The organism is Nocardia sp. NPDC003345 (genome assembly GCF_053589395.1).
In genome coordinates this window covers 1-13,310 of the sequence record NZ_JBSFRU010000167.1, presented here as the reverse complement: position 1 = coordinate 13,310, position 13,310 = coordinate 1, and the positions used below count along the sequence as shown (strand labels likewise).

The 13,310-nt window shown below is 70.9% G+C and carries 15 protein-coding genes; 9 read left to right on the top strand and 6 right to left on the bottom strand.

Features of this window, described 5'->3' with window-relative positions:
- Positions 1–80: 80 nt before the first annotated feature.
- A complete protein-coding gene (locus ACWDU1_RS18840) occupies positions 81–1,340 on the bottom strand; it encodes an APC family permease (RefSeq protein WP_450000074.1) in 1,260 nt (419 codons plus the stop codon).
- Positions 1,341–1,469: 129 nt separating this feature from the next.
- Between ACWDU1_RS18840 and ACWDU1_RS18835 the strand changes: the two genes are divergently transcribed.
- Both ACWDU1_RS18835 and ACWDU1_RS18830 read left to right on the top strand, forming a co-directional pair.
- Complete coding sequence (locus ACWDU1_RS18835; RefSeq protein ID WP_450000072.1) at positions 1,470–2,312, top strand: hypothetical protein; 843 nt, start codon at positions 1,470–1,472, stop codon at positions 2,310–2,312.
- A 175-nt stretch (positions 2,313–2,487) separates the two neighbouring features.
- Entirely contained in the window at positions 2,488–3,351 is an 864-nt protein-coding gene (locus ACWDU1_RS18830; RefSeq protein ID WP_450000070.1) for a hypothetical protein, read from the top strand.
- Between the two features lie 75 nt (positions 3,352–3,426).
- On the opposite strand, the gene ACWDU1_RS18825 is transcribed toward ACWDU1_RS18830, so the two are convergent.
- Entirely contained in the window at positions 3,427–3,975 is a 549-nt protein-coding gene (locus ACWDU1_RS18825) for an N-acetyltransferase family protein (RefSeq protein ID WP_450000069.1), read from the bottom strand.
- Between the two features lie 179 nt (positions 3,976–4,154).
- On the opposite strand from ACWDU1_RS18825, the gene ACWDU1_RS18820 reads away from it, so the two are divergent.
- From ACWDU1_RS18820 to ACWDU1_RS18805, 4 genes are read left to right on the top strand one after another with little or no spacing between them, the layout of a single operon-like run.
- Complete coding sequence (locus ACWDU1_RS18820) at positions 4,155–5,990, top strand: hypothetical protein (RefSeq protein WP_450000076.1); 1,836 nt, start codon at positions 4,155–4,157, stop codon at positions 5,988–5,990.
- The gene (locus tag ACWDU1_RS18815; protein ID WP_450000067.1) at positions 5,987–6,178 is read left to right on the top strand and encodes a hypothetical protein; all 192 of its coding nucleotides are present in this window, start codon (positions 5,987–5,989) and stop codon (positions 6,176–6,178) included. Before ACWDU1_RS18820 ends, ACWDU1_RS18815 begins: the two co-directional genes overlap by 4 nt.
- A gap of 3 nt (positions 6,179–6,181) precedes the next feature.
- Entirely contained in the window at positions 6,182–6,592 is a 411-nt protein-coding gene (locus ACWDU1_RS18810) for a hypothetical protein (RefSeq protein WP_450000065.1), read from the top strand.
- The gene (locus ACWDU1_RS18805; protein WP_450000063.1) at positions 6,589–7,917 is read left to right on the top strand and encodes a hypothetical protein; all 1,329 of its coding nucleotides are present in this window, start codon (positions 6,589–6,591) and stop codon (positions 7,915–7,917) included. The genes ACWDU1_RS18810 and ACWDU1_RS18805 overlap by 4 nt, the downstream gene beginning before the upstream one ends.
- A 12-nt stretch (positions 7,918–7,929) precedes the next feature.
- Here the strand turns inward: ACWDU1_RS18805 and ACWDU1_RS18800 are convergent, their stop codons facing one another.
- Complete coding sequence (locus ACWDU1_RS18800) at positions 7,930–8,865, bottom strand: hypothetical protein (RefSeq protein ID WP_450000062.1); 936 nt, start codon at positions 8,863–8,865, stop codon at positions 7,930–7,932.
- Positions 8,862–10,151 (bottom strand): hypothetical protein, encoded by a 1,290-nt coding sequence (locus tag ACWDU1_RS18795; protein WP_450000060.1) that lies wholly within the window; start codon positions 10,149–10,151, stop codon positions 8,862–8,864. The genes ACWDU1_RS18800 and ACWDU1_RS18795 overlap by 4 nt, the downstream gene beginning before the upstream one ends.
- Before the next feature lie 92 nt (positions 10,152–10,243).
- Here ACWDU1_RS18795 and ACWDU1_RS18790 point away from each other — a divergent pair, with 92 nt between their 5' ends.
- Positions 10,244–10,768, top strand: coding sequence for an ester cyclase (locus ACWDU1_RS18790; protein WP_450000058.1), 525 nt, complete (start codon positions 10,244–10,246; stop codon positions 10,766–10,768).
- A 21-nt stretch (positions 10,769–10,789) separates the two neighbouring features.
- On the opposite strand, the gene ACWDU1_RS18785 is transcribed toward ACWDU1_RS18790, so the two are convergent.
- Together ACWDU1_RS18785 and ACWDU1_RS18780 are read right to left on the bottom strand one after the other, a co-directional pair.
- Positions 10,790–11,626 (bottom strand): enoyl-CoA hydratase/isomerase family protein, encoded by an 837-nt coding sequence (locus ACWDU1_RS18785; protein WP_450000057.1) that lies wholly within the window; start codon positions 11,624–11,626, stop codon positions 10,790–10,792.
- Between the two features lie 25 nt (positions 11,627–11,651).
- The gene (locus ACWDU1_RS18780) at positions 11,652–12,422 is read right to left on the bottom strand and encodes an SDR family NAD(P)-dependent oxidoreductase (protein ID WP_450000055.1); all 771 of its coding nucleotides are present in this window, start codon (positions 12,420–12,422) and stop codon (positions 11,652–11,654) included.
- A 224-nt stretch (positions 12,423–12,646) separates the two neighbouring features.
- On the opposite strand from ACWDU1_RS18780, the gene ACWDU1_RS18775 reads away from it, so the two are divergent.
- Positions 12,647–13,060: a hypothetical protein gene (locus tag ACWDU1_RS18775; protein WP_450000054.1), complete on the top strand. Its 414-nt coding sequence runs from the start codon at positions 12,647–12,649 to the stop codon at positions 13,058–13,060.
- 55 nt (positions 13,061–13,115) lie between these two features.
- On the top strand, positions 13,116–13,271 hold the full coding sequence (locus ACWDU1_RS18770) for a hypothetical protein (protein ID WP_450000053.1): 156 nt from the start codon (positions 13,116–13,118) through the stop codon (positions 13,269–13,271).
- Positions 13,272–13,310 lie beyond the last annotated feature (39 nt).

The window sequence follows — 13,310 nt, the reverse complement described above, 5'->3', positions numbered from 1 at the left end:
GTTTTCCATCAGTCGTCTTTCGGATGAACAGAAAGCGACGCCACGCCGACTGTCGGGTGACGCCCGCGGCGCCGGCCGGGCTAGTGGCGGGTGGATCCGCCGCGCATCGTGTAGACGGCGGCCCCGGCCGCCACCACGATCAGTCCGCCGATCACGGAGGCCGCCGGCAGGGTGGCGGCCAGCAGGAGACAGCCCGCGAACCCCGCCACCGTCAGGAATCGGGGTGGCGGGTCCTCGGTGCCGGTGAGGGTGAAGGCGGAGGCGTTCGCGATCGCGTAGTACAGCAGGACGCCGAACGACGAGAAGCCGATCGCGGCGCGGATATCCGCGGTCGCCACCACTACCGTCACCAGCGCGGCGACGGCCAGTTCCGCGCGGTGCGGCACCTGGAACCGGGGATGCACCGCGGCCAGCGCGTGCGGTAACCGCCGGTCGCGGGCCATCGCCAGGGTGGTGCGCGACACGCCCAGCATCAGGGCCAGCAGCGAGCCGAGCGCCGCCAGCGCGGCCCCGGCGCGTACCGCCGGTTCCCATTGCGGCGCGCCGGCCGCCCGCACCACTTCCGATAGTGGGGCCGGGGTCGCGGCCGTACCCTCGGGCCCGAGCACGGCGAGGGTGGCGAGAGTGACGGCGGTGTAGACGACCAGTGCGATCCCCAGCGCGAGCGGTACCGCGCGCCGGATCGTCCGGGCAGGATCGCGCACCTCTTCGCCCAGGGTCGCGATACGCGCGTACCCGGCGAACGCGAAGAACAGCAGCCCGGCGGCCTGCAGGACGCCGCCGGCGGAGATATCCGGACCCGGTGCCGGATGCGCCGCCACCGGCCGGCCCGAGGTCACGGCCACGGCGACGACAACGGCCAGGACCGCGAGTACCGCCACGACGATGATCCGCGTGGTCCCCAGGGATTTCCGGACCCCGAGACAGTTCACTGCGGTCACCACGGCCACAGCGGCGATACCGAGGACCCGGGCGTACTCCGGCCACACGTAGAGTCCGGCGGTCAGCGCCATCGCGGCACACGACGCGGTCTTGCCGACCACGAAGGACCAGCCGGCGAGGAATCCCCAGAAATCACCGAGGCGTTCCCGGCCGTAGACGTAGGTGCCACCCGATTCCGGATAGCGCGCCGCCAGCCGGGCCGAGGAGAGCGCGTTGCAGTACGCGACGGCCGCGGCCAGCCCCAGCGCGATCAGCACGCCGGATCCGGCCGCGCGGGCCGCCGGGGCGAGCGCGGCGAAGATCCCCGCGCCCAGCATCGCGCCCAGGCCGATGGTGACGGCATCGGCGGTCCCCAGCCGTCGGGGCAACCGGTCGTGTGTGTGGTCGGCCGCAGTCACCGTATCCCTGCCGTTCTTAGGTGGGCGTCGGTCTCGAACAGCAGCATCGCGCATCGCGGCGGGCCCCGCGACACGGGCCGGTCGCGGGCTCGGCCCGGTGGCCGCGTCGGCTGATTACGCTCGGGCACCATGAGCCTGGGTGAGGTGGCCGCCGGCCTCTACGGTCTGGCGCCCGGCGAGTTCGTCGCCGCACGCACCGAACGGGCCCGCGCCGCCACCGCGGCCGGGGACCGCGAACTGGCGGCCGCGATCGGCGCGCTGCGGAAACCCACCGTGGCGGCGTGGGCGGTGAACGCCCTGGTCCGCGCCGTGCCCGATGAGGTGGACGCGCTGCTGGGCCTCGGGGAGCAGTTGCGCACGGCGCAACGGGAGCTGTCCGGTGACCGGCTGCGCCTGCTCACCCGGCAACGCCGCCAGGTCGTCGACGCCCTGACCGCGCGTGCCGGCGAGGTCGCCGCGGAACGCGGACAGCCGGTCTCCGCCGCGGTGCTGCGTCAGGTGGGGGAGACGCTGACCGCCGCCCTGGCCGACCCGGGGGTCGCGGAGGGGGTGCGGACCGCCACGCTGGCGGCGGCGGCCACCTACGAGGGATTCGGGCCGGTGGACCCGGATCTCACCGTGGTGCGGGACGAATCGGAAGCGGTGGATACCGCGTCGCCGCGGCGGAAGTCGCGTACCGAGCGCGCCGGCGAGTCCGGGGAAGCGGCCCGGCAGGCCGAGGAGCGCCGGCGGGCCGAACGGTCGCGCGCCGCCGAGGAACAGGCGCGCGCGGATCTCGACACCGCCGAACAGCGGGCCCGCGCCGCCGCCGACGATCTGCGCCGCACCGAATCCCGGGTCGGCGAACTCCGCGACGAACTGGCCGCCGCCGAAGACCGGCACCGTTTCGCCCGGCAGGCCGACCGGGCCGCCCGCGACGCCGTCCGCGCCGCCACGACCGAATGGGAGCGGGCCCGGCGGCGACTGCGTTGAACGCCCGGGCGGCCGGACCGTTCGGGTGTTCCGCCGCAGTCTCGAATCCTATGATGGGAGAAGGGGTTCGCCGCTGTTCGGGGGTTTCATGCGTCCACCGTCACCACATCCGTTCGATACCGGGCCCGATCGGCACCCGGACCCGCCGCCGCGGCGCGGGGCCGGGGTCCGGAGCGTGCTTGGTTCGCCGCGCGCGACCAGTATCGCGGTGGTGGTCCTGGTCGGCCTGCCGTTGCTCGTGTTCGGGCTGGTATCGGCCGCCGACGCGGTATTCGGCTCCGGGGAGGCCGATCCATCGGCCGGTGCGCCGCCGCCCGCCCTGCGGGTCGAGGCTCCGGTGGATCTGTCCCGGCCCTTCGCCGGGACGCCCGCCATCGACTGGCCCGAGGGCGAGGCGGGAATCACCGCACCGCCCGCGGTGCGGATCGGACGGTATACGGCCGAGGACGTCGCGACCGCCACGGCGGCGGTGCGCCGGTTGATCGCCACGGCGCGGCTGGATCGCCATGTTCTCGAAACCCACGACGCCGAACCGGTACTCGCGTTGCTCGCCCCGCATCAGGCCGCGGAGGCGCGAGCGCTGCTGCGCCCCGGTAACGAAGCCGAGACCTGGTGGATCTCGACCAAGATCGCGCCCGGGTTCCGGCTGTTGCCGGTGGCGCCGCGGGTCACCGGATGGCTGACGCCCATTGTGGACGCGAAGGGCGAATTGGTGATCAAGACCAACGTTCTGGTCGCCTACGCCTTCGACGCCGACGACCCGCGGACCCTGACGGGCCCGCTGGACATCATCGCGGTGGACCGCTGGGAGGCCGACTACATCTGGGTGCACGACGCGCAGTACGACGCGGGATCGCAGGGCCTGTATTACGGCGACGTCCGCGGCTATATGTATCCGGTCGGCTGCGTACACGGCGACAAGGGTTTCCTTGCCCCGAACTACAGCAATCCGCCGTTCGCGGTACCGGATCCGAACCAGCCGGATCCGGAGACGTTCTTCGACCCGGAGGCCGAGTTGCCGGCCGAGAGCGGGTGCTGACGGCCATTCGCCGCCGCGGGCGCGGCGTGCCCGGAGCCGGCCGAGCGGCCATGGCGCAGAACGCGCAGGTGACCGTCAGGTCTCGCGCCGGCTCCCGGTATCCGGCAGCGGCAGGCCCATGACGACCGCGTCCCAGAGTTCGCCGTTGCGGCGCCGGTAATGCGCCCGCAGCACGCCCTCGACCTCGAACCCGGCCCGGGCGTAGAGGGCTAGGGCCCGGACATTGTGCGGCCACACCTGCAGGGCGACCTTGTGCGCGCCGTGTTCGCGGGACCAGTCGATCACCCGGGCCAGCAGCGCGCCGCCCAGCCCCCGGCCGCGCCGGTCCGGGAGCAGCATCATGCCGAATTCGGTGACCCCGCGACCGGTGAACCGCACCGTGGCGGAGCCACACACCGCGCCGTCGGTCTCGGCGACGAACACGCCGAATTTCTCGTCACCGAGCGCCTCGCGGAGCCGGTCGGCGGCCTCGGTCGTATCCAGCGGGCCCTCCGCGCCGATCCAGCGGCCCTCCGCGGCCACGCTCGCGCGGATCGCGACGATCCGCTCGATATCGTCCGGTCCGGCGGTCCGGACGGGGGAGCGGGGGTCGGGATCGGCCGGCGGCCGGGGTTGTGCGCTCACTCGATCATCATCGCCGAGACCGCGCTTCCCAGGGGATTGGTTTCACCGGGACGGGGTATGCCGGGGAGCCCGGCTGGTCCGGGGGAACGGGGTCCCAGGACCTCCGGATTCATGCTACTTTTCGTTACACATATCGCCGCCAGCAGTGTGGAGGTTCCGTGCCGGAGGGTACGTACGAAATGGTCGAGTGGACGGCCGCGCCGGGTAGTGAGGGCGGGGGCGCCGCCTGGGATCAGGTCGCGATCATGTCCGGTTCCGCCGGGGTGATCGCACTGGTGCTGCTGTGGATCGGGTACCTGCACCGCACCCGGCGGATCACCTGGCTACAGCGCCTCGCCGACCGGCTGGGCCGCATCTTCAACCGGCCCGGCTGGGTCGCGCTGCCGCTGGCGATGTTCCTGGCCACCATCCTGACCGCGCTGCTCGGCTTCATCTGGGACGTCAGCCTGCACATCGGCAACGGCCGCGACGAGGGCCCGCTGGCCAATCCGGCGCACTACTTCATCCTCGCCGGGCTGTTCTTCCTGTTCACCGCGGGTATGTCGGCCATCGTGCTACCGCTGGACGAGAAGCCCGGTGCGGCCGCCGTGCGAATCACCCGCACCTGGTACGCGCCGGTCGGCGGCATCCTGCTGGCCGGAGCCGGGCTCTATGCGCTCATCGGGTTCCCGCTCGACGATGTCTGGCACCGGATCTTCGGCCAGGACGTCACCCTCTGGGGCCCGACCCATCTGATGCTGATCGGCGGCGCCGGTCTGTCGCTGATCGGGGTGCTGCTGCTGGAATTCGAGGGCAGCCACAACCGGCCCGATCCGGATCGCCCGGAGACCCGGCGGATGTGGCTGCTGCGGGCCTTCGCCTTCGGCGGCCTGCTCATCGGGCTGTCGGTGTTCCAGGTCGAATTCGATTTCGGGGTGGAACAGTTCCGATTGGTTCTGCAGCCCATGCTGATCGTGGCGGCGGCGTCGATCACCCTGGTCGCCGCCCGGCTGACGCTGGGCGCGGGCAGCACGCTGGTCGTCGTGGTGTTCGCCGCGGTGGTGCGGACAGTGGTCGCGGTGCTGGTGGGCGGTCCGATCATCGACGCGCCGCGTAATGTCTTCCCGCTCTACCTCGGGATCGCGGTAGTGGTGGAACTGCTGGCTCTGCTGCCCACCGACCGGCGCATCCTGTGGGGCGCGGGCGCCGGGCTGGTGGCCGCGACGGCGGGCCTGTGGCTCGAATCCCTGTGGGTCGGGGCGATGTTCGTGAATCCCTGGCCCACGTCGATGTGGCCGGAACTGCTGGCAATGGCGATCCCGACCGGAATCGCGGGCGGTGTGATCGGCGCGATGCTGGCCACCGTGCTGCGCGGCGAACCGCTGCCGCGCCCGCCGGTGCGCCGCATCCTGGTGGCGGCCGCGGTGGTGGTCGTGGGCGCGGCGACCGCCAACGGCCTGATGATCGATGTCCCCGAGAATGCCCGGGCCGAGGTGGCACTGACCGACGCGGGCGATCAGGGCGGCCGGATGGTGCAGGCCGATATCCGGCTCTCGCCCGGCGACCTGGTCACCGACGACCCGGAATGGATTCAGATCCTGGCCTGGCAGGGCGGTGTCGGTGGCGACAGCCCCGGCCGCGGACTGGTGGTGAGCCAGTTGCGGCAGGTCGGGCCGGGTCACTACGTCACCACCGAGCCCGTGCCCGTGCACGGCTCCTGGAAAACCGTTCTGCGGATCCAGGACGGCCGGACCCAGACCGCGCTGCCGATCTTCATGGCGGCCGATCCCGGTATCGGCGCGGAGGAGGTTCCGGCACTGGACAATTTCACCCGGCCGTTCGTCGCCGAGATCACCGTGCTGCAACGGGAACGGTCCTTCGACCATCCGGCCTGGCTCTTCGCCGCGGCCTCGCTGGTGGTGCTGGCATGCAGCCTGATCCTGATCGCGGCGCTGTCCTGGGGTGCGGCCCGGATCAACGACCGATACCCGCATCGCGCGCCCGCGGCGGAAAGGGAACAGGCGCCGGTGCCATGACCGATCGATACGACGGTGTGGACATCCTCGCCGACCACTCGGTCCTGCTGGCGGTTCCCGCCTTCCTCCCGGCCTTCCTCATCGCCGGAGTGGTGATCGTTATCGCGGTCCGCGACCGCCGGCGCGGTGACGAGACCGAGCAACAGGCGGACCCGGATGCCGAATCCGGTACCGACAAGGAGAATTGACCGATGCCCTCCCTGCCCCGGACGCCCCTGACTCGCCGCCTCTGCCTCCCGCTGCTCGCCGCCGGTCTCCTGGCCGCCGGTTGCGCCGCCGCCGACGAGAACCCCGGTGCGCAGCCGGCCGATACCCAGGTCTCGCAGGCCGTGGAATCGCTGCGCATCGACGTGCGTATCGCCGGAACCACCGTGACCCCGGTCGACCAGCGGCTCGAGGCCCGGGTGGGTCAGCCCATCGAAGTGCACGTCGCCAGCGATACCGCCGACGAGCTGCATGTGCACGCCCATCCCGACCACACCTTCGCCGTCGGCCCGGGCGAGGATCAGCGCTTCCGGTTCACCGTCGATATTCCGGGCCGGATCGATATCGAACTGCACCACGCCGAACGCACGGTGGCGACCGTGCTCGTGCGCGAATGACGCTGCTCGCCCACGGCCTGGGCGGCGCGAGCGATCTGCCGATCCCGTTGACCTACGCGCTGATCGGCGCGGCGTGGGCGCTGGCCTTCTCGTTCGCGGTGATCGCCTTCGCGTGGCGCGAACCCCGGCTGGACCCCCGCTCGGCGGGTATCGCGTTGCCGCCATGGGTTCGCGCGGCGGCCGATGCCCCGGCCGCGCGGGAGGCGCTCGGCGCGGTGGGGGTGGCCGGATCCGGGCTCGTCCTGGCCGTCGGCCTGTTCGGTCCGGCCGATCCGGCGCGCAATCCGGTACCGGGTGTGGTCTATGTATTCCTCTGGGTGGGAGTCATGGCCGCCTCCCTGATCGTCGGGCCGGTGTGGAAGGTGCTGTCGCCGGCCCGGGCCGTGCACCGGCTGCTGTGCCGGATCGGCGGACGGGAGCCGGCGGACGGGCGGCTGCCCTATCCGCGGTCCTGGGGCCGGTGGCCCGCCGCGCTGGGATTGTTCACCTTCGTCTGGCTGGAGCTCGCCTCACCCGAACCCGGTTCGGTGCTCGCCGTTACGGTCTGGCTGCTCGGATATCTGGTCGTCACCCTCGCGGGCCTGCTCGTCTTCGGCACCGCCTGGGCCGAACACGCCGACCCCCTGGAGGTGTACAGCAGCCTGCTCGGGCGGCTGAGCCCGCTGGGACGTGGCCGGGACGAGGCGTTCGTGCTGCGCTCCCCGCTGGCGAATCTGGCCGGGACACCGGTGGGGCGCGGTTCGGTCGCGGTCGCCGCGACCCTGCTGGGGTCCACCGCGTTCGACAGCTTCTCGATGTTCCCCTGGTGGCGCGGCGTGCTCGCGGATGCGGGCGGCGTGACCGGCCGCACCCTGGTGAGTACGGCCGGGCTGCTGGTCTTCGTACTGGTCGTCGGTGTGAGTTTCCACCTCGCCGCCGCTGCCACCGGCGGACTGCCGCCGGCCGAGCGAAAACTGCTACCCACCAGGCTGGCCTATACGCTCACGCCCATCATCGCCGGCTATGTACTCGCCCACTACCTCACCTTCCTGGTGGAGAAGGGGCAGGCGACCGTGATCCTGTTCGCGGACCCCTTCGGCGCCGGATGGAATCTGTTCGGCCTGGCCGGCCGCGACGTCGACTATGTGCTGTCCGAGCATCCCGGACTGCTGGGCACCGTCAAGGTCCTGGCGGTGGTGCTCGGCCATATTCTCGCGGTCGCCGCCGCACACGATCGGTGCCTGCGGCTGCTGCCGCCCGCGCATCGCCTCACCGGTCAGCTCGCGCTGATGCTGCTGATGGTGGGGTTCACCTTCACCGGCCTGTACCTGTTGTTCGACGCCTGACCGGGCCCGTGGTCAGCTCGCGCCGCCGACCGCGAGCCGGTCGTCGGCGACCAGGTGGGTGATGGACAGGTCCCGGCGCGCGATCCCGGGACCGTGCGCGTGGATCGGGCGCAGCGCCTCGACGACGTTCACACAGGTCAGGTGATCGGCGGGATGAAGGCCCTCGGTGAAGCGGAACCGAACGTTCGCGGTGCCGCGCGCGGTCCCGGTGGTCGTCACCAGTTGATAGCGCAACGGCGCGCGGTCGGCACCCGGCGCCGACCAGATCGAGCGGTAACTCAGGGTAGGGCCGAGATCCCGGCCCACGATGACCTTTTCGACGGCCCCTTCCGGATCGGTGACCACTTCCACCGACGAACTATGGGTCGCGGTGGCACCGGCCGCACCCGCGAAGACCGCGTCGTCGAGGACGCGCAGCCCGGCCGCGTAATAGCCGTCGACGGCCGCCGCCGCGGCGGTGGCGGTCGCGGTCTCGGTGGTGCCGATCCCGATATCGCGCACCGTATCCCACGGATAGACGCCGGAGGCGCCGAAGTCGAGTTCCTCCACCAGTTCCACCCGGCGGATATCACGGGTCACCTCCGCCAGCGAGCGCAGCATCCGGGCCGGGATGGTCGACTGGAACGCGCCGGTGGCATGGAAGGTCGAATCACCGGCATGGCAGGCATCGACGAGTTCCGGGGGCGGTACATGGTCGTCGAGGGGAGCGGTGGAGACGACATCGAAGCCGTCGCGCAGCAGCTGCGGGAGCACGATATCCGGTGCGGCCCCGGTGATCTCCGCGAACGCCGGTACGTAGACCACACATTCGGTCCCCGCCGGGGGCGCCTGTGACGCGGGAGTGCACGCGGTCACCTCGAGATCGGCTCGCGCGCCGATCCGTTCGGCGATCCGGTCGGCGAGGAGACCTGCCCCCAGCACCGCGACAGCGAGAGTGGGTGAACTCATTCGGACTCCAGAAGATAGTGAGGACTGAGATCCGGCATCACCACGCCGGGTGGAGCGGCGCACAACTCGGGAACCACGCCGAGCATGGCGGCGACCGAGATATCCGTGACGGCCGACCACTCGTTGTCGTCGGCCCCGTCGTCCAATTCGTTACGCATCTCGATGGTTCCGGGCCGGCCGTCGATGGTGATCACATGACCACCGGACGCGCTGCGCGGATGATCCGGGCCCCGATGGGCATTGCCGCTGCCGACATGCCAGCACTCCTCGTTGGTCATGAACAGGCGGTCACCGAGGTAGCCGCGGTAGGTCATATGGATGGCGCCGACCGTGCCGGGTTCCACCACCGTGCCGCCCGCCCGCACCCGTTCCCGCGCGGGCACCGGGTAGACCTGGCGTTCGACGCGTACCTCCTCCGGTGCGGCGCCGAACAGCGCGTGCGCCACATTGCCCAATACGGCGTCGAAATAGAAATGCTGCATCAGGGCGATGGCATGATCGGAATCCACCGCGGCCGGCGGCATACCGAAGCCCAGGCTCGACAGCCCGCCCCACATCCCGTCGGGCGCGGGCGACAGGTCGCCGACCTCCAGGAACCGGACCTCCCGGACCTCGTCGAGCAGACCGGCCAGCCGGAGCAGTAACTGTTCGACCATCAGGCCCGGGTGCAGGCCGGTGCCGTGTAGGGAGACACCGCCGGCCAGGCAGGCCGCCTGTAGCCGGCTGCCGAGCGCCCGTCGCGGGATCACCCGGTCGACCACCGGCCCGGCCACCAGCCGCAGCCCGGGCCGCAGCGGCCGCAACAGCGGGGAGTCCACGACCCGCATGCCCATCCGTAACGCGGCCAGACCCGGCCGCAGTTTCGCACCGAACGCGTCCCCGGTGACCTTCATCCGCGAGACCGTGCGCAGCACGTCCAGCGGTGAACGTGCGGCCGACAGCCACGTGTTCGCCGCCGGGTTGTGATACGAGGCCGCCGATACGACGTTCTTTCCCGATTCGAGCAGGGCGAGAACATCGTTGTCGACTCCCTGCACCAGGGCCGGAGTGGTGGGGGTGTGGACGACGCAGTCGGCGTCCAGGGCGAGGATCTCCGCGGCGGAGGTCGTCGCGGTCACACCCACCGGCGCCAGCCCGGCCAGTTCGCCGATATCCCGGCCGTGTTTGTGCGGGCTGAACACCTTGACACCCACCACCTCGAACCGCGGTGATTCGAGGGCGGTGCGCAGGGCTCGCCCGCCCATGTCGCCTGGTCCCCAGATGATGAGCCGATATGGACGTGACACACCCGTCTCCTTGCCGTTCGCGCACTTTCTAACACACCGGCGGGGACAATGACCGGGAACTGCCGGGTCTTGTCGAACGTATGAGGATCGTCATGGCAAATACCGCCTCCGAGCTCGAGGACATCGCGGTGCGTGCGCTGCGGATCATGGCCGAGGGGTCCGATCTCGCCGACTTCGCGGCGGTGATCCACCCCGAGGCGCACAATCGGGAAGCCGAAGCCGAACCGCCCGCCTGCCGGGTGCGCGGCCCGGCCGGATTCCACGCCACCGCGCGCTGGCTGCGCGACGCGTACGCCGACCTGAGCTGGGAGATCCACGAGATCGTCGCCGCCGGCGATCTGGCCGTCGCCCACACCACCATGTCCGGGCGCCAGATCGGCACCTTCGTCGTCTACGACGCCGAAGGCCTGCCCGCGCAGGCCTTCCCGTCCAACGGCCGGTCGTTCGCCGTCACCCAGACCCACTGGTTCCGTATCGCCGACGGTGCCGTCATCGAGCACTGGGCCGATCGCGACGATCTCGGCAACGCCCGGCAACTGGGCTGGGTGCCGCCGACCCCGCCGTATCTGTTCCGGATGTGGCGGGCGCTGCGCACCGCCCGCCGCGCCACCGGCTGACGCCCTACCGCGGGCGGGGGGTCACAGTGGCCCCCAGGTCGTGGTGGTGCCGTCCCGGAAGGCGGCGAACGAGGCCCCGAGTTCGCCGGTCGCGCTGCACATCACCTGGGTGCGGTTCTCGATATCGAGGGCGTGGCGCAGACCGGGGGAGTCGACGGTCTGCCACATGGTCTCCTTGGTCATCCAGACCGCGAGCGGGGAGTGCGCGGCGATCTCCTCGGCCTTGGCCACGGCGCGCTCGAGCAGTGCGCCGCTCTCGGTCACCTCGAACACCAGCCCGATGCGCTCGGCTTCGGCGGCATCGAACACCCGGCCGGTGAGCAGGAGCTCGGCCGAGCGGGAGGCGCCGATCAGCCGGGGCAGGTGATAGCTGGTGCCCATATCGCAGGCCGATATCCCGTGCCGGATGAACACCGCCCCGAAGCTCGCCTCCGGCGCCGCGAACCGGATATCGCAGGCCAGGGCCAGCGCGAACCCGCCACCGACCGCGGCCCCGTTCACCGCGGCGATCACCGGCTGGCGCAACCGGTGGATCTTCTCGAAGGCCGAGGCCATCAATTCCTGGGAGGCGTAGATCCGGGCCACCGGCGACCGCACCGAACCCAGAAGCGCGGCGGCGGGGGTCGCGCCGGTGGCGGTGAAATCCTCCGGCTCGGCCCGCAGATCGGCACCGGCGCAGAATCCGGCGCCCGCGCCGGTGATCACCACCGCCCGGACCTCCGGTTTCCCGTTGATCTCGTCCAGTATCCGATGCAGTTCGGCAACGGCCTGGTTGTCGAGCGCGTTGCGCCGGTGGGGCCGGTCGATCGTCACCACGGCCACACCCGAGGACAGGTGCTCGACGGTCAATTCCGACATTGTCGTCTCCTTTCCGGGGGTGTTTTCAACGGGCGACGGTGCCGCCGTCGACCAGGAAGGTCTGCCCGGTGATGAAACTGCCCGCGTCCGAACAGAGCAGCAGGGCGGTGCCCACCATCTCGTCGGGTTCGGCGATCCGGCCCAGCAGCGCGGCCCCGGCCATGGCCTCGATGAACTCCGGCGGATTCTTGCGCACCATATCGGTGTTCACCGCGCCGGGCGCCATGGCATTGACCCGGATGCCGTCGGCGGCGAATTCGGCGGCCATGGACCGGGTGAACGACAGCAACGCCGATTTACCCGCCGCGTACATAGACAGCGCGGGCGCGAACTGCATGGCCGCGACCGACCCGAAATTGAGCACCGCCGCGTGGGTACTGGCCCGCAGATACGGCAGCGCGGCCTGGACCAGGAACAACGGGCCCTCGACGTTCACCCCGAAGGATTTGCGCACTGCCTCGGGCTCCATGCTGCCCAGCGGCTGGGCCAGTGCGTTCGCGGCATTGTTGACCAGGATGTCGATCCCGCCGAAGGTATCGGCGGCGGTCTGCACCAGTGCCGACAGCGCCGCCACATCCCCGAGATGGGTGGGAACGCCGATCGCCTCGGCGCCCAGGTCCCGCAGCCGGGCGGCGGCCTGTTCGCAAGCCTCCGGTTTCCGGCTCGCCACCACGATGTTCGCGCCCGCGCAGGCGAACCCCTCGGCGATCGCGAGCCCGATCCCGCGGGTACCTCCGGTGATCACCGCCGTCCGTCCGCTCAGGTCGAACAATTTCTGAAAGGTGTCGGTGTCCACTGGCCAGCCTCTCGATCCGCGGGCCCCGTCGCCCGCATCCGGTAACCGCGGCCCGCGCCGCGGGCCGCAGCCAGTTGTACCAATCCCGGCGGCCCGGGGACCGCACCGGCCGATCCGCACGGGCCGATCCGGCAATTTCGCATCCGGTTCGACACGGGAGCGTTTGACATCCCGATTCCCGGGAATGCCGGACGCACACTGTTTCTCGACACATGGGAATTGCCATGACCATCGTTCTAGGGCTTGTCCTCGCCGTCGCGGCACTCGCCGCCGGAGTGGCCGGAGTCGCGGCCAACACCAGCGATACGAACAAGCTGACCAGTGATTTCTCGGTATTCGACTACCAGTTCTCCGGTACCACCGGTGAGCTGTTCCTGATCGGCATCGTTATCGGCGTGGTCGGTGGGCTGGGCGTGGGGATGGTGGCGGCCGGCGCCTTACGGTCCACCCGGACCGGTCTGGCGACCCGCCGCGAACTGCGGCAGACCCGCCGTGAGGCGGCCGCCGCGCAGAAGGATCTCGCCAAGACGCGGGATTCGGCGAAGACGGCCCCCGCGACCGCTACCGCCACCGCACCGACCTGGTCGGTGAACCGATTCCTGCCCAAACCGGGCAAACGCCGGGCGGCGGCCGAATAACCGCCCACCCGGTTCGTCTCCACCGAATTCCGCTCCAGCACAGAAAGACCGGATCATGATCGTTCTCGGACTCGTCCTGCTCATCGTCGGCTACCTGCTCAATATCGGGCTGCTCACCACCGTCGGCATCATCCTGCTCCTGATCGGCGCGGTGCTCGCGATCGCCGGTTCGGTCGGCCGTCCGGTCGGCAGCCGTCGTCACTATTACTGACCCCGCTCCCGGCGCCGGCGGTGACCTGTCCAGGTCGCC